18 protein-coding genes are annotated in these 17,200 nt (G+C 73.1%); 10 read left to right on the forward strand and 8 right to left on the reverse strand.

The genetic code is table 11. The features are described from left to right. Nucleotides 1–4 precede the first annotated feature (4 nt). Genes LRS74_RS31025 through LRS74_RS31045 form a run of 5 tightly spaced genes read left to right on the forward strand, consistent with a single transcriptional unit; the run spans nt 5 to nt 5,390 of the window. On the forward strand, nt 5–1,312 hold the full coding sequence (locus LRS74_RS31025; protein ID WP_277744118.1) for a hypothetical protein: 1,308 nt from the start codon (nt 5–7) through the stop codon (nt 1,310–1,312). Next, nucleotides 1,309–2,265, forward strand: coding sequence for a glycosyltransferase family 2 protein (locus LRS74_RS31030; RefSeq protein ID WP_277744119.1), 957 nt, complete (start codon nt 1,309–1,311; stop codon nt 2,263–2,265). The genes LRS74_RS31025 and LRS74_RS31030 overlap by 4 nt, the downstream gene beginning before the upstream one ends. Next, nucleotides 2,262–3,470 (forward strand): polysaccharide pyruvyl transferase family protein, encoded by a 1,209-nt coding sequence (locus tag LRS74_RS31035; RefSeq protein WP_277744120.1) that lies wholly within the window; start codon nt 2,262–2,264, stop codon nt 3,468–3,470. The genes LRS74_RS31030 and LRS74_RS31035 overlap by 4 nt, the downstream gene beginning before the upstream one ends. Continuing rightward, on the forward strand, nt 3,467–4,018 hold the full coding sequence (gene rfbC / locus LRS74_RS31040; protein WP_277744121.1) for a dTDP-4-dehydrorhamnose 3,5-epimerase: 552 nt from the start codon (nt 3,467–3,469) through the stop codon (nt 4,016–4,018). Before LRS74_RS31035 ends, rfbC begins: the two co-directional genes overlap by 4 nt. A gap of 7 nt (nt 4,019–4,025) precedes the next feature. Next, nucleotides 4,026–5,390 carry a glutamate-1-semialdehyde 2,1-aminomutase gene (locus LRS74_RS31045; RefSeq protein ID WP_277744122.1) on the forward strand — a complete coding sequence of 455 codons (1,365 nt, stop codon included), beginning with the start codon at nt 4,026–4,028 and terminating at the stop codon, nt 5,388–5,390. A gap of 13 nt (nt 5,391–5,403) precedes the next feature. Here the strand turns inward: LRS74_RS31045 and LRS74_RS31050 are convergent, their stop codons facing one another. From LRS74_RS31050 to LRS74_RS31070, 5 genes are all read right to left on the reverse strand, one after another. Continuing rightward, nucleotides 5,404–6,090 (reverse strand): phosphatase PAP2 family protein, encoded by a 687-nt coding sequence (locus LRS74_RS31050; protein WP_277744123.1) that lies wholly within the window; start codon nt 6,088–6,090, stop codon nt 5,404–5,406. Between the two features lie 124 nt (nt 6,091–6,214). After that, entirely contained in the window at nt 6,215–6,571 is a 357-nt protein-coding gene (locus LRS74_RS31055; RefSeq protein WP_277744124.1) for a zinc ribbon domain-containing protein YjdM, read from the reverse strand. Between the two features lie 70 nt (nt 6,572–6,641). Next, a complete protein-coding gene (locus LRS74_RS31060; RefSeq protein WP_277744125.1) occupies nt 6,642–7,037 on the reverse strand; it encodes a helix-turn-helix domain-containing protein in 396 nt (131 codons plus the stop codon). A gap of 10 nt (nt 7,038–7,047) precedes the next feature. After that, on the reverse strand, nt 7,048–7,698 hold the full coding sequence (locus tag LRS74_RS31065; RefSeq protein ID WP_277744126.1) for an NAD(P)H-binding protein: 651 nt from the start codon (nt 7,696–7,698) through the stop codon (nt 7,048–7,050). 63 nt (nt 7,699–7,761) lie between these two features. After that, nucleotides 7,762–8,409, reverse strand: coding sequence for a DsbA family protein (locus LRS74_RS31070; RefSeq protein WP_277744127.1), 648 nt, complete (start codon nt 8,407–8,409; stop codon nt 7,762–7,764). Between the two features lie 85 nt (nt 8,410–8,494). Here LRS74_RS31070 and LRS74_RS31075 point away from each other — a divergent pair, with 85 nt between their 5' ends. The 3 genes from LRS74_RS31075 (at nt 8,495) to LRS74_RS31085 (ending at nt 11,447) form a co-directional block, all read left to right on the forward strand. Beyond that, entirely contained in the window at nt 8,495–9,409 is a 915-nt protein-coding gene (locus LRS74_RS31075; RefSeq protein WP_277744128.1) for an AraC family transcriptional regulator, read from the forward strand. Between the two features lie 221 nt (nt 9,410–9,630). Further along, nucleotides 9,631–11,145, forward strand: coding sequence for an alpha/beta family hydrolase (locus LRS74_RS31080; RefSeq protein ID WP_277744129.1), 1,515 nt, complete (start codon nt 9,631–9,633; stop codon nt 11,143–11,145). Nucleotides 11,146–11,174: 29 nt separating this feature from the next. Beyond that, nucleotides 11,175–11,447, forward strand: coding sequence for a DUF1876 domain-containing protein (locus tag LRS74_RS31085; protein ID WP_277744130.1), 273 nt, complete (start codon nt 11,175–11,177; stop codon nt 11,445–11,447). Between the two features lie 186 nt (nt 11,448–11,633). Here the strand turns inward: LRS74_RS31085 and LRS74_RS31090 are convergent, their stop codons facing one another. After that, nucleotides 11,634–12,956 (reverse strand): DMT family transporter, encoded by a 1,323-nt coding sequence (locus tag LRS74_RS31090; protein ID WP_277744131.1) that lies wholly within the window; start codon nt 12,954–12,956, stop codon nt 11,634–11,636. Nucleotides 12,957–13,115: 159 nt separating this feature from the next. Beyond that, nucleotides 13,116–13,898, reverse strand: coding sequence for an alpha/beta fold hydrolase (locus LRS74_RS31095; protein ID WP_277744132.1), 783 nt, complete (start codon nt 13,896–13,898; stop codon nt 13,116–13,118). A gap of 704 nt (nt 13,899–14,602) precedes the next feature. On the opposite strand from LRS74_RS31095, the gene LRS74_RS31100 reads away from it, so the two are divergent. Then, the gene (locus tag LRS74_RS31100; protein ID WP_277744133.1) at nt 14,603–15,283 is read left to right on the forward strand and encodes an alpha/beta hydrolase; all 681 of its coding nucleotides are present in this window, start codon (nt 14,603–14,605) and stop codon (nt 15,281–15,283) included. 12 nt (nt 15,284–15,295) lie between these two features. Here LRS74_RS31100 and LRS74_RS31105 read toward each other — a convergent pair whose 3' ends face one another. Continuing rightward, nucleotides 15,296–16,273: a DUF3048 domain-containing protein gene (locus LRS74_RS31105; RefSeq protein WP_277745010.1), complete on the reverse strand. Its 978-nt coding sequence runs from the start codon at nt 16,271–16,273 to the stop codon at nt 15,296–15,298. Nucleotides 16,274–16,471: 198 nt separating this feature from the next. Between LRS74_RS31105 and LRS74_RS31110 the strand changes: the two genes are divergently transcribed. Further along, nucleotides 16,472–16,642 carry a hypothetical protein gene (locus LRS74_RS31110; protein WP_186319256.1) on the forward strand — a complete coding sequence of 57 codons (171 nt, stop codon included), beginning with the start codon at nt 16,472–16,474 and terminating at the stop codon, nt 16,640–16,642. The last annotated feature ends 558 nt before the right edge of the window (nt 16,643–17,200 follow it).

Here is a 17,200-nt window from a genome sequence, read left to right on the forward strand (position 1 = left end):
ACCCATGACCACCGGGAGGGAGAAGACGACGACACCGGCGGGCCCGGCCGGACCCACCCGGCGCACCGCCAGGCGCGCCATGGCCGGAAGGCTGTCCTGGGGACTGGCCGACCAGGCGGTCTGCAGCATGACCAACTTCGCGGTGGGGATCTACGTGGCCCGCTCGCTGGGCCTTGCCGCGTTCGGCGTGTTCAGCCTGGCCTGGGTGACCTACGGCGTGGTGCTCAGCGTCTCCCGCGGCCTGGCCACCGACCCGCTCGTGGTGCGCTTCAGCGGCGTGTCGGCGGCGTCCTGGCGCGCGGCGGCGGCCCGTTCGACGGGTACCGCGCTCGGCGTCGGCGCCGCCGTCGGCGCGGTGTGTCTGGTGGTCGGCCTCGCCCTCGGCGGCCGCGTGGGGCCCGCTTTCGCCTGCCTCGGCGTCGTGCTGCCGGGGCTGCTGCTGCAGGACGCCTGGCGGTTCTCGTTCTTCGCCGCGGGCACCGGGCGAAAGGCGTTCGCCAACGACCTCCTGGGAGGCGTCGCGCTCGTCCCGGCCATGGTCCTCGCGGCCCGCGCGGGCAGCGTGCCCGCCTTCGTGCTCGCCTGGGGTGCGGCCGCCGCGGTGGCCGCGGTGTACGGCTGCCTCCAGTCCGGCATCCGGCCCCAGCTGACCGGAGCCCGCGAGTGGCTGAGCGAGCAGCGCGACCTCGGCTACCGGTACCTGGTCGAGAACGTCGGCGTCAGCGGCGCGGCCCAGCTGCGGGCGTACGGCCTCGGCCTGATCGTCGGGGTCAGCGCGGTGGGCGTGGTCCGGGGCGCCGAGCTCCTGCTCGGCCCCTTCCTCGCCGTGCTGATGGGACTTTCGCTGGTCACCGTCGCGGAGGCGGCGCGGGTGCTGCGCCGGGCTCCGCACCGGCTGCGCCCGTTCTGCCTCCTGCTCGGCGGCGGGCAGGCCGCCGCCGCGCTGCTCTGGGGCGCGGCGCTGCTCCTGGTGCCGGACCGGATCGGCGAGCTGGCGCTCGGCGACGTCTGGCGCTCCGCCTCGGAGCTCATCGTGCCGGCCACGCTCGGCGTCGCGGGCGCGAGCCTGGGCGTCGGCGCGGCGGTCGGGCTGCGCGCGCTCGCCGCGGCCCGGCGCAGCCTGCGCTGTCAGTTGTTCGCCTCCACCTGCTATGTCGGCGGCGGGCTCGGCGGGGCGGCCGTGGGCGGCACGGTCGGCTCGGCCTGGGGCGTCGCCGCCGCGACGTTGTGCGGCTCGGCCGTGTGGTGGCTGCACCTGCGGTCCGCCCTGCGCGAGCGCCACCACACCATCCCCGAAGCGAGGACGTCATGACTGCCTTTCGGCGCATTCCCCGGTTGAGCGTCGGCCTGCCCGTGTACAACGGCGAGGAGTACCTCGCCGAGGCCCTCGACGCCCTGCTCGGCCAGACCTACGAGGACTTCGAGCTGGTCATCTCCGACAACGCCTCGACCGACGGGACACGGGACATCTGCCGCACGTACGCCGCGCAGGACTCGCGTATCCGGTACATCCGGCTGCCCCGGAACATCGGCGCCGCGCCGAACCACAATTACGTGTTCACCGAGTGCCGCGGCGAACTGTTCAAGTGGGCCTCGCACGACGACCTGTACGCCCGGGACCTGCTGCGGGCTTGCGTGGAGGCGCTGGACGAGCGGCCGGACGTCATCCTCGCGCACGCCGACCAGGCGGTCATCGACGGCGACGGCAAGGTGAAGGTCCCGTACGAGTACACGCTCGCCACCGACTCGCCGCGCGCGCCGGAGCGCTTCCGCAGCATGCTGTTCGAGCCCGGCGGCGACGACTTCTACGGCGTGATACGGGCCGACGTGCTGCGCCGGGTGAAGCCGCACGACAGCTACCACCACGCGGACCGCACGTTCGTCGCCGAAATCGGCCTGCACGGACCCTTCCACCAGGTGCCGGAGCTGCTGTACTTCCGCCGCGACCACCCCACCCGCGCCGAACGGGCCAACCCCTCCAAGCGCGCGAGGTGCGTCAACCTGGACCCGCGCCGGGCAGGCCCGCTGCACCCCACGCCCCGGCTGCTCGCCGAGTACGTCGGGGGCTTCCTCTCGGCGATCCGGCGGGCGCCGCTGTCCTCGGTCGAGCGGCGCGCGTGCTACCGCCACCTGGCCGCGTGGATGGCCAGCCGGGCCCGGCCGGGCGCCGGCGAGCGGGTCGAGGACCGCGCCCCGGTCGACCCGACCCGGCTCACCGTCTCCGTCGACGCCCTCGTCGCGGGCCGTGAAGGCAGGCAGACATGAAGTCGGCGAACGGGACGCCGGTGCGCGTCGGGGTCTTCGGCCTGCTCGGCTCCGGCAACCTCGGCAACGACGGGTCGCTCGAAGCCGTGCTCGGGTACCTCCGCGCCGAGCACCCGGAGGCGGTCGTGGACGCGCTGTGCGGCGGACCCGAGGTCGTCGCGACCCGGTACCGGATCCCCGCGACGCGGCTGCACTGGTACCGCGGGGAGTACCGGACCGCGTCGCGGGCGGGCGCGATCGCCGGGAAGGGCCTGGGCAAACTCGTCGACGCCGTCCGCACCGCCGCCTGGGTGCGCCGACACGACGTGGTGATCGTGCCGGGCATGGGCGTCCTGGAGGCCACACTGCCGCTGCGGCCCTGGGGCTTCCCGTACTCGCTGTTCCTGCTCTGCGCGAGCGGCAGGCTGCTGCGCACCCCGGTCGCGCTGGTCAGCGTCGGCGCGGACGCGATCAGCGTCCGGCCGACCCGGGCCCTGGTGCGCTGGGCGGCGCGGCTGGCCGCGTACCGGTCGTACCGGGACGCGCTGTCCCGCGACGCGATGCGGGAGATGGGCGTGGACACCGCGCGCGACGCGGTCTACCCGGACCTCGCGTTCGCCCTGCCGACGCCGCCGCCCGGCCCGACGGGCCAGGTCTGCGTGGGTGTCATGGACTTCCATGGCGGCAACGACGACCGGGCCCGTGCCGACGAGATCCACCGCCGCTACCTCGAAGGAACGACCCGTTTCGTACGTGCGCTGGTCGAGGAGGGCCGACGGGTCCGGCTGCTCACCGGCGACGAGTGCGACGCGCCGGTGGTCGCCGCGATCCTCGAGGCGGTGGACTCGCCCCTGGTCACGGCTGCCGAAGTGTCCTCCCTCGCCGATCTGATGAAGGAGACCGCGGCCGCCGACGCCGTGGTGGCCACCCGCTACCACAACCTGATCGGCGCACTGAAGGCCGGCACCCCGACACTCGCACTCAGCTACGCGGCGAAGAGCGACGCGCTCATGGCGAGGATGGGCCTCGGCGCGTACCGCCATCCGGCCCGAGAGATCGAAGCCGACCGGCTGCTGGAGCAGTTCCGGGAGCTGGAGAAGAGATCGGCGGAGCTACGCCGGACCCTCACCGAGCGCAACGAGGACGTCGCGCAGCAACTATCGCACCAGTTCGCCGCCTTGAGCAGGACCCTGTTCAAGGAGACCGCCCGGCAGGAGACCCCGTGAAAGCGACCGAAGTCCCGGCGATCCAGGGCGCGTACCTCTTCGAGCCGACGCCGTACGCCGACGAGCGCGGCTTCTTCTGCCGCACCTTCGACGCCGACGTGGTCCGCTCGGTGGGCCTCGACCCCGACGCCTTCATCCAGGACAGCGTGTCCCGCTCGGCCAAGGGAGTGCTGCGCGGTCTGCACCTGCGCTCCGGCGCTGGCGAGGCCAAGCTGGTGCGGTGCTCGTACGGGAGGATCTTCGACGTCGTCGTGGACCTGCGGCCCGACTCGCCGACCTACCGCAACGTGGCCTCCTTCGAGCTGTCCGGCGAGACGCAGGCGACCCTCTACATCCCGGCGGGGTGCGCGCACGGCTTCCAGGCGCTGACCGAAACCGCCGACACCTCGTACCGGATCGACCGCCCGCACGATCCGGCCGAGGACGTGACGATCGCCTTCGACGACCCGGAGCTCGCCATCCCCTGGCCGCTGCCGGTCACATCGATGTCCCAGCGGGACCGGGAGGCGTCCGGCCTCGCGGAGGTCCTGAAGCAGAGGGAAAGGTGACGTTCGCGTGGACACCGAAGAGTTCCTGCTGCCCCGGTCGCGGCTGGCCAACGAGCGGCTGCACGCCCTGATTCCCGGGGGCGCGCACACCTACGCCAAGGGCGACGACCAGTACCCCGAGAACCTGGCCCCGGTCATCAGCCACGGCCGCGGTGCCCACGTCTGGGACGTCGACGGCAACCGCTACATCGAGTACGGGTCCGGCCTGCGGTCGGTCAGCCTCGGCCACGCCCACCCCCGTGTGATCGAGGCGGTGCGGCGGGAACTCGACCGCGGCAGCAACTTCGTCCGGCCGTCGATCGTGGAGGTCGAGGCCGCGGAACGTTTCCTGGCCACGGTACCGACGGCCGAGATGGTGAAGTTCGCGAAGAACGGCTCCGACGCCACCACCGCAGCGGTGCGCCTCGCCCGCGCCGTCACCGGGCGCCCGCGGGTGGCCCTCTGCGGCGACCATCCGTTCTTCTCCGTCGACGACTGGTTCATCGGCACCACGCCGATGTCCGCCGGTGTTCCGGCGGCGACCACCGAGCTCACCGTGGCGTTCCCCTACGGGGACCTGGCCGCCACGGAGGAGCTGCTCAGCCGGTACCGGGACGAGGTCGCCTGCCTGATCCTCGAACCCGCCACCCACACCGAGCCTTCCCCCAGCTCTCATCCTGGTTCGAGTAGCGGAGACCCCACTCCCGGCTACCTCGCCGGCCTGCGCGAGCTGGCCGACCGGCACGGCTGCGTACTGATCTTCGATGAGATGATCACCGGCTTCCGCTGGTCCGAAGCGGGCGCCCAGGGCCTCTACGGCGTCACCCCCGACCTTTCCACGTTCGGCAAGGCGCTGGGCAACGGGTTCGCCGTCTCCGCGCTGGCCGGTCGCCGCGATCTGATGGAGCGGGGCGGGCTGCGTCACTCCCGTGACCGGGTGTTCCTGCTGTCCACCACGCACGGCGCGGAAACGCACTCCCTGGCAGCCGCGATGGCCGTGCTCACCACCTACGTCGAGGAGGGCGTCACCGCGCGGCTGCACGCCCTCGGCGAGCGGTTGGCCGCCGGTGTCCGCGACGCCGCGGCCACCATGGGCGTCGGCGACCACATCCTCGTCCGCGGCCGGGCCAGCAACCTGGTCTTCGCCACCCTCGACGAGAACCGGCAGCCGTCGCAGCAGTACCGCACCCTGTTCCTGCGCCAACTCCTCGCGGGCGGGGTGCTGGCCCCGTCGTTCGTGGTGAGCAGCGCGCTCGACGACGTCGACATCGATCGCACCGTCGACGTGGTGGCCCAGGCATGTGCGGTGTACCGCAAGGCGCTGGACGCCGCCGACCCCACCCCCTGGCTGGCCGGGCGGCCGGTGAAGCCCGTGTTCCGCCGCTTGGCATGACATGACGGGGCGGTCAGCGGCGCTCCCGCCGACCGACATCGGCCATCCGGTCGGTCGACCAGTCGGCCGTCAGGTCGACCAGCCACGCGGTCGCCGGCACGACCGCCAGCGCGGTGCACCAGCCGCCGAGGACGTCGGTCGGATAGTGCGCGCCCAGGGCGACCTGTGCCCAGCCCATGGCGCCGCCGGCGACCAGCGCCGCGGCGAGTACGAGGAGCGTGCCGGCCGTCCTGCCGAGGCCGAGCCGGCCGGTCGCGATCAGCGCCACCGCGAGGGCGAGCGCGGTGACGAAGGCGGTGTGCCCGCTCGGGTAGGACAGGTTGTCGTCGCCGTGGATGGTGCGTCCCACCAGGGGCTTGAGCAGCGTCGTCGTCCCGACGGCCAGGGCGGCACCGGCGACGACGAGCACCGCCGCGCGAGGTCGCCGAAGCAGCAGGCAGCCCATCACGGCGGCCACGACCAGCGCCGCCGCTCCGGCGGGCTCCCCCAAGAAGTCCGTGGCCAGAGCGACACGCCGCCACGGCGGCCGCACACTGTCCGCCGTCGGCTGGATGATCCACCTGTCCACCCTGCCGGGCTGGCTGTGTCCGGCGTACAGGACCCCGAGCGCGACGACCACCAGCGTGGCGAGGGCCGCGGTCAGCCCGAGCCACGCGCGCAACGCCGGGGGCAGCACGGCGGGCGCCGGTCGGCCGGTCACCCGCGGCTTCCGCCGGGACTGATTCCCCACCGACGAGCCCCCCTGTGTCGGACGTGGACCGCGCGGGAACCGTCAGGTCGCTTCCGGCGGCCCCGCAAACTGAGGATCGGTCACGCCAGAACGGTCAGCTCTTGCGGACCACGCTGGACTTCAGCTGCATGTGGCCGAAGCCCTCGATCTTGCAGTCGATGTCATGGCCGTCGACTCCGTCGACGAGGCGGATGTTGCGTACCTTCGTGCCCGCCTTGATTCCGGTCGGGTGGCCCTTGACCTTCAGACCCTTGACGACCGTCACGGTGTCGCCGTCGGCGAGTGCGTTCCCGACCGAGTCCTTGATCACCCGCTCCTCGGACGAGGTCTCCGCCTCAGCGGAGGCAGGCGTCCATTCGTGTCCGCACTCGGGGCAGACCAGGAGCGCGCCCATCTCGTACGTGTACGCGCCGGCGCACTCGGGGCAGGAAGGCAAAGGGGTCTCACTCACCTCAACAGTGTATTTCAGGCCCCGGCGGCATCCGGCGCCGCCGCATCGCGGCCGGCGGCCCGCTCCGGGTTCACGCGGAGCGGGCCACCCCCGGTTCCGACAGGGCCGCGGGACCCGCCTCCACCGCCGACTCCTCGCCGACCGGCTCCTCGGGCCCGGTCAGATACCGCCGGGACCAGTCGCTGAGCGGCTCCAGCGACTCGTTGAGCGCGATGCCGCTGGGAGTCAGCGAGTACTCCACCCGCAGCGGGAGTTCGTGGAACACCTCGCGGTGCACGACGCCCAGCGCCTCCAGCTCCCGCAACTGCTGGACCAGCACCTTCTCGCTGATGCCGGGGACCAGTCGACGCAGTTCACCGAAGCGGGGCCGGTGGTGGTAGAGCGCCCAGAGTATGAGCACCTTCCACTTGCCGCTGATGACGTCGACGGCCGCGACGGTGGGGCACTCAACAGTCCGCTTCCTCATGCCACCGACCCTACCGGGCGACGGTGAAACGCTCCCCGATGTGCTGCGGGCGCTCGATCTCGTCGACCAGCGCGACCGCGTAGTCCTCGGCGGAGATGACGCTCTCCCCGTCGGCGTCGGTGACCAACTGCTCGGTGCCGGTGCGGTAGGCGCCGGTGCGCTCGCCCGGGGCGATGGTCGCCGCGGGGCTCAGGCTGGTCCACCGCACGTCGGTCACGCCGCGCAGGAACTCCAGCGCGTCGCCGTGCGCGTGCATGATCTGGAGCAGCCAGTCGGGCAGTCCGGGCGCGTCCCAGACCCGCACGCCGGGCGCCGTCTCCAGGCTGCCCGCGCCGCCGACCGCGATCAGTCGCGGAGCGTCCGCGCCGAGCGTGCGCAGCCCCTCCACCAGGGAACGCGCGGCCGGCTCGATGAGCTTGAGGTGGCCGGGGCCGTCGCCACCGCCGACCGCGCTGACGACCACGTCGTGGCCCTGGGCGGCCGCGGCCACGGACCGCGGGTCGAGCACGTCGCCGGTGGTCACGCCGAGGTTCTCGTGGCTGCGGGTGAGCCTGGCCGGGTCGCGGACGACCGCGGTGACCTGGTGGCCGCGGGACAGGGCCTCGTCCAGGACGCGCTGTCCGATGGTGCCGTTGGCGCCGAAGAGGGCGATCTTCGCCATGGGGGGTTCTCCTTCAGATGATGCGAGGGGTGATACGGGCGGTGATGTGGACATGGGGGGTGATCAGGCGGTGCCGGCGGCCAGGTGCTGTTCCAACGCCGCGGTCAGGTCGTCCGACGAGGCGACCGGGCCGCCCAGGCGGCGCACCCCGCCGGCGGGGGTGTGCAGCAGCAGCGTCGGGTAGGCCTCGACGCCCAGCCGACGGGTCTCGCGCATGTCCCGGACGGCCTCCTCGCGCACCGCCGGGTCCGCCAGCGCGGCGAGCACCGCGTCCGGGTCCAGGCCCAGCCGCCCGGCCAGCGTCCGGTAGGTCTCCGGCTCCGACAGGTCGCGGCCGTCGCGGTAGAACACCTGCTGAAGGGCGCCCGCGAACTCCACCTGGCGCTCCGGCGCCTGGCGGCGCAGCGCCACCAGACCCACCGCCGGACCCGCGGAGTCCATCACGGCCGAGCCGTCGGCGAGCAGCTCTTGGTAGGCGTCTCCGAAGACGGCACCGGTCAGCTGCGCGATGTGCTCGTTGGCGGCCGGGATGTACGGGTGCGCGGCCAGCGGAGCCGCCCGGTCGCCGGTGAACAGCCCGCCGCTGAGGACGCGGATGTCGACCCGCGCCGCGTTGTCGGCGGCGAAGCGACGCAGCGCGGGGCCGAAGCCGTAGCACCAGCCGCAGTACGCGTCGAACGCGTACGTCAGCCGGGCGCGCTCCTTCTCCATGAACTTCTCCTTGTTTCTCTTTCGGTCATCTGCTTTAAAGCTAAGTCCATAAGCCCAGGTGAACGAGGTATCCTGAGGACTGAGCATGGTGAAAAAGCGACACGATCGGCGGAGCGCGATCCCCGAGGTCGCCTATCGGGCCCCGGTCGGGGCGCCGCCGGGCGTCGAGGTGATGTCCCTGCGCGACCTGCGCGAGCGGGCGCCGGAGGGTGAGTTCGACGCGCCGCAGCGACCGCGCTTCCATCTGCTGTTCTCCATCGACGCCGGCACCGCCTCGCACGCCGTGGACTTCTCCGGCTACACCCTGAGTGAGGGCAGCGTGCTGTGGGTGCGCCCCGGGCAGGTGCAGCAGTTCGGCGACCTGGCCGCCATCGAGGGCACGCTGGTCCTGTTCCAGCCCGGCTTCCTGTCCCCGGCTACCGGGGCGGCGGCCCGGCTGGACGATCCGTACGCCGGCACCTGGTGGCAGCCGGTGGGGGAGGACCGCGCGGCGGTCCTCGCGGCGCTGCGGCACCTGGCCCAGGCGTACGACTCCGGTGGCGGGCTGCCGGCCGATGTGCACGCCGAGGTGCTGCGGCACCTGCTCTCCGTGCTGGTGCTCCGCATCGCGCACCAGGCGGCCCCGGCGGGCAGTGCCGTGGCCGCGCCACCGGAGGCGTTCGTGCACTTCAGAGACGCGGTCGAGCGCGACTTCGCACACACCCACCGGGTCGCCGACTACGCACGGGCGCTCGGATACTCGGCGCGCACCCTCTCCCGCGCCACGACCGCGGCGGCGGGGGTCGGCGCCAAGGAGTTCCTGGACCGGCGGGTGGTGCTGGAGGCCAAGCGGCTGCTCGCGCACAGTGACCTCGCGGTGGCGCGGGTCGCCGCGCAGATCGGCTTCCCCGACCCGGCCAACTTCTCGAAGTTCTTCCAGCACCGCGCCGGGCAGACGCCCGGCGAGTTCCGCCGCACCATGCGGGGACCGGGCACCCCCGGGGCCGTGACACCGGGGTAGCGGGCCTGGCCGGCGCCGGGTAGGGGCCCTGGTCGGCGTCGGGGTGGCGGGCCTGGTCGCCGCCGGCGCCCGGAGGCGACCGCTGGGATTCACGGCGCGCCGTCGGTGCGGGGCCTGCCGGGCCCCGCACTCCTGCCCGTTTGCCAAAAACGAACATTTCGGCTTGATTCGGAAGTGGCGGGCCATGAGCCTCGCCGCCGTCGCCGCGCTGGGGGCGCATCATGTGGTTCAACGACCGAACGGACGCCGGGCGGCGCCTTGCCGGGCGCCTGGAGGAGCTGCGCAGCGAGAGGCCGATCATCGTCGGCCTGCCGCGGGGCGGGGTGCCCGTCGCCTTCGAGGTGGCCCGCGCCCTCGACGCCCCGCTGGACGTGATCATCGTCCGTAAGCTCGGCGTCCCGTACCACCGGGAGCTGGGATTCGGCGCCATCGGTGAGGGCGGCGCGCGCGTCGTCCACGAGGACATCGTCCGGATGAGCCGGGTCGACCAGGCGGACCTCGCGGAGGTCGAGCGCACCGAGGAGGCCGAACTCCGGCGCCAGGCCGAGCGGTTCCGAGGCGGCCGAGAGCGGATCCCGCTGTCCGGACGGGTGGTGATCGTGGTCGACGACGGCATCGCCACCGGCGCCACGGCCGAGGCCGCCTGCCGGGTCGCGCGCGCCCAGGGCGCGGCCCGTGTGGTGTTGGCCGTCCCGGTCGCGCCCCCGGACGCGGCGGCCGCGCTGCGCGCCGAGGCGGACGAGGTCGTCTGCCTCTCCACGCCCAGCGACTTCTTCGCGGTCGGCGAGTGGTACCGGGACTTCTCGCAGACCTCCGACGGCGAGGTCATGGAGTTGCTGCACGCCGCCGCGGCGGCATACGGCGAGAGCGCCGCGGGCACCTCGGGCGACACCGCCGCCCCGGAACCGGAACCGGAAACGAAGACGGAAACGAAGGCGGAACCGAACCCGGAGCCGGCCGCGGAGTCGAACCCGCCCCCGAACCCGAACCCGGGGCCCAACCCGGGGCACAACCCGGGCCCCGCCGTGAATCCGGGTCCCGGGGCCGACCCGGCGCCCGCGTCCGGTCCGGTACGGATCCCGGTGGAGGGCGGCACCGTCGAGCTGGCGGGCGATCTGGAGCTTCCCGGGGCGGAGACCGCTGCCCGGCCCGAGGGGGGAGAGGGCGCCCCGGCCGGGCCCGCCCCGGCCATCGTGGTCTTCGCGCACGGCAGCGGCAGCAGTCGGCACAGCCCGCGCAACCGGTCGGTCGCGGAGCGGCTGAACCAAGCGGGCCTCGGCACCCTGCTCTTCGATCTGCTCACCGCCGAGGAGGAGATCGACCGGGCGAACGTCTTCGACATCGAGACGCTGGGGCGCCGCCTCGCCGAGGTCACCCGTTGGCTCCGCGCGGAGACCGGCGGGGCCCAGGCGGTCTGCTACTTCGGAGCGAGCACGGGGGCGGCGGCCGCGCTCCAGGCGGCCGCCGCCCCGGGCGCCGACATCGCCGCCGTGGTCTCCCGGGGCGGCCGCCCCGACCTCGCCGGGGAGCGGCTCGCCGATGTCACGGCGCCGACCCTGCTGATCGTCGGCGGCCGCGACGAGACCGTGCTCGATCTCAACCGGCAGGCGCAGCGCCGGCTGCGGTGTGAGAACCGGCTGACCGTGGTGCCCGGCGCGACCCACCTCTTCGAGGAGCCGGGGGCCCTGCGGAAGGTGGCTGATCTCGCGTGGGAGTGGTTCAGCGCGCATTCTTGAAGCCTGAGAGGCAAGAGGAGGTGGTCGCCGTGGAGACGATCGTCGGTTGCAACATCGAGATGGAGTTCCATGAGGTCGACGCGACGTTGACCGAGGCTGACGTGCGGGTGCGCCTGCACGACGGGACCGAGGTGAAGGCGCATGGCATCGCCCACCGGCACCCCGACGACCCGGCCCAGCAGCGGGTCGGCGAGGAGATCGCGGCCGCCAGGGCGCTGAACGACCTCTCCCGGCAGCTGCTCGACAAGGCAGGGGGAGACATCGAGAAGGTCACCCACTCACCGGCACACCTGATGGCTTAGGAACGTCGTCCGCGCCCCGCACGCGGGCGGGGCGCTTCCCGATGCGCATGACGGCCGGAGCGCCGGGCCCCTCCCCGGGCGCCGGTGCTCCTCTTCCAGTGGTGCTCCCACCGCACCGGGAGAACATCGGAGGGCGGGGCCCGACGGGCCCCGCCCTCCGCGCCCCCGCGGCGGCCTCAACTGCCCCTACCGCTCCTGAAGCACGCGCGACGCGCGGTCGGAGTCCTCCTCCCGGTCGTTCCGCCCGAGGGCGCCGATCCGACCGACCAGCCGCAGCGCGTCCGCGACCTGAGCGACCTGAGCGACCTGGGGGACGGCCGAGGACACCGGAGGCACCGCCGACGCGGTCGGCGCGGCCGACAGGATCGGCGGGGGCAGCTCGCCCGACCGCTGCCCCGGCTCCTCGGCGCTCTCCTCCACGGGGCGCGCACGCGGGGCGGGCACGGCCGCGACCCGCCCCGGAGCGACCTCCGCGGGGGTGACCGGGGGCGTCGACCCGGCCGGCGCGGCGACGGACCCGCTGCGGGCGTCGGACCCGATGCGAGCCGCGGGTCCGACGGGATCGGTGGTCGGCTCGACGGGGCTGGTGGTCGGCCCGACGGGACCCGCGGCCGGTCCGGAGGCGTCCGTGCTCCCCGTGCTCCCCGCGCTCCCCATGGCTTCGACGCCGGCGGCCTCGGCCGGCTGGGCCGGGCCCTCCGTGGTGAGCAGGGCCAGCCCGGCGGTGGCGATCGCCGCCGTGCCCAGGGCCAGCAGGGTGCCGGCGAGGCCCAGACGGAAGTGTTCGCCGAGGGCGGCCACGCCCACGCCGGTCGCCACCACGGGGTTGACCACCGTGGCGGTCGCCAACGGGGCCGCCAGGCCCGCGCCCCGGTAGGCGGACTGCGAGAGGAAGACACCGGCGGAGGCCAGCAACCCGATCATCCCCAGGCTGGGCAGCGCCTCGGCCCAGGCGTCCCACGCCCAGGCCACCGCCACGTTCTTGGTGAAGACCGAGGAGATCCCGAACGCCGTCCCCGCCGCGGCGGCCAGCAGCACGCTGCGGACGCCGGGCCGGCGCACCCATCGCGCACCGCCGGCGAGCACCGCGATGAGGGCGACGGTCGCCACCGTCACGGCGACGCGCTCGGCGTCGGCCAGCGCCTCGGCCGGCGCCGGACCGGTCAGCGAGAGCAGCCCCGCCAGGCCCGCGGTGGCCAGCACCGCCCCGCGCCAGCCGGTGGCGCTGACCTTGCGCCGCACGAACAGCGCCGCCATCGGCAGGGCGAAGACAATGGTGAGCGCGCCCAGCGGCTGGACCACGCTCAGCGGTCCGTAGGCCAGGGCGAGCACGTGCAGGACGCCCCCCACGCCGTTCAGTGCCACCGCCGCCCACCAACTGCCGCGTCGCACCGGCGCGTACGGCTGCTGCGGGGATGTGGCCGCGACGTGCTCCTGGAGTATGGCCCCGGCGGCGTAGCACACCGCCGAGACCAGCGCCAGGACCACGGACAGCGCGAGGGCGGTCATCTCGGGTCCCGCTGTGGTCGTCGTCCCATACCCCTAACAATGACTCCTCGGTCGCGCCGCGTCGTCGTCCTCAAGCACGCACTTCGGCGTACTACTGACGTAGTACGTCTGCGGGAACGGTCTCTTATCGGACGTCAGGGGGCCGAGTCCGTCCAGCCCTTATCCGGCCACCTCGAAGGCGCCTTCGGAGAGCGTGCGGAGGTCCTCGACCATGGCGGCGGCGACTTCCCGCTCGGCCCCGTTCAGATAGAAGTGGCCGCCGCTGAAGGTGCGCAGCCAGAACGGCCCGCTGGTGAGCCCCCGCCAGGCTTCGGCCTCGGCGGGAGTGACCCGCGGATCACAGTCGCCGACGAATGCGCTGACCGGGCAGCGCAGCCGCACTCCGGAGGAGTGGGAATACGTCTCGATGGCGGTGTAGTCGGCGCGCAGCGGCTTCACGATCATTCGCACCATGTCCGGATCGTCGAGAATCCGCGCCTGGGTTCCGCTCAGCGCCTGGATTTCCTTGAGGAGCCCGGCGTCGTCGAGGAGATGCACGGTCTCGTGCCGGTGGATGGTCGGTGAGCGGCGACCGGAGACGATGATTCCCAGCGGCGGGTTGGCGCCCCCGCTCTCCAGCCGGGCGGCGGTTTCGAAACCCACGACCGCGCCCATGCTGTGGCCGAAGAGGAGCAGCGGCAGATCGGTCATCGGGGTCAGTGCCGCGGCGACCTCGTCGGCCAGTGCCCCGAGGTCCGTGAGGGCCTTCTCCTGGTGGCGTTCCTGCCGGCCGGGGTACTGCACCGCCAGCAGGTCCACGCTGGGCGGGAGATGCCGCGACAGGGGGAAGAACGCGCTCGCGGAGCCGCCGGCATGCGGCAGACAGACGACCCGCACGGTGGCGTCGGGAGCCGGCCGGAATCGACGGAGCCAGGCCCCGCTCTGTGAGGTCTTACCAGTCAACGGAACGCACTCTCCTGGTCCTTCCCGGACCCTCCGCGACGGTTTCGCCACATGGCGCCGTGGCCTCGCTGAGGGTGGATCGAAGCGGCGGTGACGACGCGCGAATCTACGGGGTCGTGCCGTGCCATAGCGGGGGGTGAATGGTGTGTCGACCGACGCCCCGGCGTATCCGGCCCGCCCTGTGCCGAGTGCCGAAACGGCCGAGGTGTCCTCAACGCCAAAGGGCTACTCAGATTTTGACGCTATTTCAGATCTACTGAGGTTGGGCTGGCTGCATGATATACCGAGGCCCGCGGGGCCCTGCAAGACGCGGCTTCCGCCTGCGGAACGCCCCTGTCCACCGGCCGTGCGGGCCAAACCCGAGATGCGGGGGCGACCGGTATCGGCTTCACCTCGGGGCGGTGTCGCAAGCATTTCGTGGGAACGTCCGCCCATTCGACGGGGCCCGCTCTCCCCGCTCCGCCCCGGAGGAATTCCACGCCGTTTGCCGGGCTCTTTGTCCGAATCCCCTCGGTGATCGGCTGAACGTGGCGCGAATCGCGCTGGAGGGGTCCGCGGGGCGACGCGGTGCCGCCCGTGCCGGACGCGGTGCCTCCCGTTGGCGGAGCGCACGGCGCCCGCGCCGGCGTGTTCGACGCGCGGGTCCGGCTGCGGCTCGTATGGTCCCTCGCAGGCCGGAATCCGTCGCATCGGAGGCGTACCTCGTGGCAACCATCCTGCTCGTGCACGGCGCCCTCGCCGACGGCTCCTGCTGGAGCGAGGTGATCCCGCCCCTTCAGGACGCGGGGCACTCCGTCGTCGCGGTGCAGCAGCCGCTGTCCTCCATCGACGACGACGTCGCGCGGGTCCGCGCGGAACTGGAAGCGGTGGAGGAGGCGGTGGTCCTCGTCGGTCACTCCTTCGGCGGAGTCGCCATCACCCAGGCCGCGCACCACATGCCTCACGTCAGCGCCCTGGTCTATGTGGCGGCGTTCGCGCCCGACGAGGGGGAGAGCGTGGCGCGGCTCACCGAGCGGGCGCCGAAGCTGCCGTCGGCCGAGCGGTTCACCGTCGACGAGGGCGGCCGCTTCAGGCTGCCACGACAGGAGTTCCCCCGCTTCTTCTGCCCGGACGTGGAGTCGGTGCGCGCCCGCGTGCTGGCCGCGGCGCAGGGCCCCGCCGACGCCGGGCGGTTCGACTACCGCTCCGGGCCGCCGGCCTGGCGCGAGCACCCCACCTACTACGTGGTGGCGGGAGCGGACCAGATCGTCCACCCGGAGCTCCAGCGGTGGCTGGCCGCGCGGATGGGCGCCATCGTGACCACGGCCGACGGCGCGGGCCACGCCGTGATGGTCTCCCGCCCGGACGTGGTCACCGAGGTCGTCCTCGCCGCTGCCGCGGCCTGAGTCCTCGCGGGCTCAGGCGCGCGGCTGGTCGTCGGCGTCCGCGTACACGACCCACACCGGACCGGTGGCGAAGGCCAGGCGCTTGCCGTCGGGGTCGAGGAACTCGGTGCCGTCCCGCGCGGTGCGCCGCTCCCAGACCGCCTCGTACGACCTGCCGTCGCGCAGCACCAACGCCCGGCCCGCCCCGGTGGTCTCGGTCAGCGGGGACACGCTGCCCAGCCGGTCGTGGTAGCGGGAGGGGTGCACCCGGACGTACTGCACGACCACCGTCGCGGCGCCGAGCCGGTGGCCGTCCGTGGTGGTGGCCGCCGTGCCGTCGAAAGAAACCAGCCAGCGCCGCCGCTCCGCCGACCAGGTGAAGCCGAAGCGCGCCGAGGGGTACCGCACGGTGTGCTCGGGCTCGGCCCGGCCGCCGCCCTTCGGCGCGGGCCCGAAGCGGAAACCGATGTCCGCGGCCTCGCTGGCCTGCGGCGCGGCGCGCAGAGCGGCGGCCGGACGGACGTAGAGGTTGTATGGGGCGGCGCGGTCCCGCCCGCGGTAGTACGCCTCGGGCGCGCGCCCCGGCGGCAACGGGTACAACGGTGCGGCGTCGATGGCGGGCTGGAGCTTGCGCTGCACCCCGGAGTACGCGAGCGCCGGGGTGCCGAACTGACGCAGCAGGTCCAGGTCGGTCTCGCGGGCGCTGCGCACCGGGCCCACGGCGGGCGGCAGCTCGGCGGAGAAGATCGCGAGCATCCGGCTCAGCCCGGCCTCGACCTGTTCCACATAGACGATGTCGGCCCGGTCCAGCCCGGTCTGCGGGCGTGCGGGCGCGGCGTTGTCGATCTTCACGGCGAGCACCGGGCGCGGCTCCGCCGGGAGCCCGGTGAACGGCGAACGCCCCTGCGGCACCCCCTCGTCCTCGGCCTGGCAGCCCGCCAACGCCAGCAGCAGCGCGGCCGCCAGCGCGACCAGTACCCGAGTCCCCTTGCCCGCTTCGACACCTGTCACCCGCACGGCCGTCACCCCTCTCGGCACAAGCTCAGCACGCGCGGGCCGCTCACGCACCCCCTGGCCTGCTGATCGTCGCGCCGGTGGGCGTGGGACGGCGCGGGCTCCACCGAAAATCGACGCGCGCTGACAGGAGTGCGTCGTTAACCTGATGTTTGCCGTCGGACAGTCACCGCGTCCGACACAAAGGAGCCCAAGGTGACAGCCGAGAAGAAGAAGCGGAACGATTCGTCGGCCGAGAGCGAGGAGCGCCCCGCGAGGGAGCGTCAACTCGGCAATCTGGAGGTGTGGGCGCGGTCCGCGCCCATCCGACTCGCCGGTTACGAGGAAGACCTCGCGGAGCCGCACATCCTCCCCGGGATCGACTGACCTCCCGGGTGTCGGCCACCCCCGGGTGTCGCCGGCCCTCCGGGTGCCGATGGCCCCTCGGGTGTCGACGCGCCCCTCCGGAGTCGACTGACGGATCTTCAGGACCGGTCGTGGCCATGGCCGGGAGAGGCGGAGAGTCGCATTCCGTCTCACCTTTAACAATTCGGACGGCTTGCATTCGGCCGATTTAATGAAGATCCAATCAAGTGGAACGGGTTGTCGTACTCCGGGGTAATCCATGGCCATTGCCACCGGTATAGACCATTGACGTGACAGGTCAGCCCCGGATGTCCAACCCGCACGGTTTCCCGCGCCTGCCGATGACGGTCGGTGAGCCTCCGTTTCGGGAACGGCGAATTCCAGTCACCGCCGTGAGCCCGTTGACCGGAATCTCGCCACAGTGCCCTTCGATCGGTTGAGGCATGGCGCACTATATGGCGTGCGGCTTCGGCTTCGGTCGCGCGCCCACACCGCGGACATCCATGTCCGTGTCGGGCACAGGGCAGGGGAGTGTGCAGCCGGGGAGGGGAGCCCCGGCCGTCGCGGAAGCCGTTCTCG

This window comes from Streptomyces sp. LX-29 (assembly GCF_029541745.1).
Classification (GTDB): domain Bacteria; phylum Actinomycetota; class Actinomycetes; order Streptomycetales; family Streptomycetaceae; genus Streptomyces.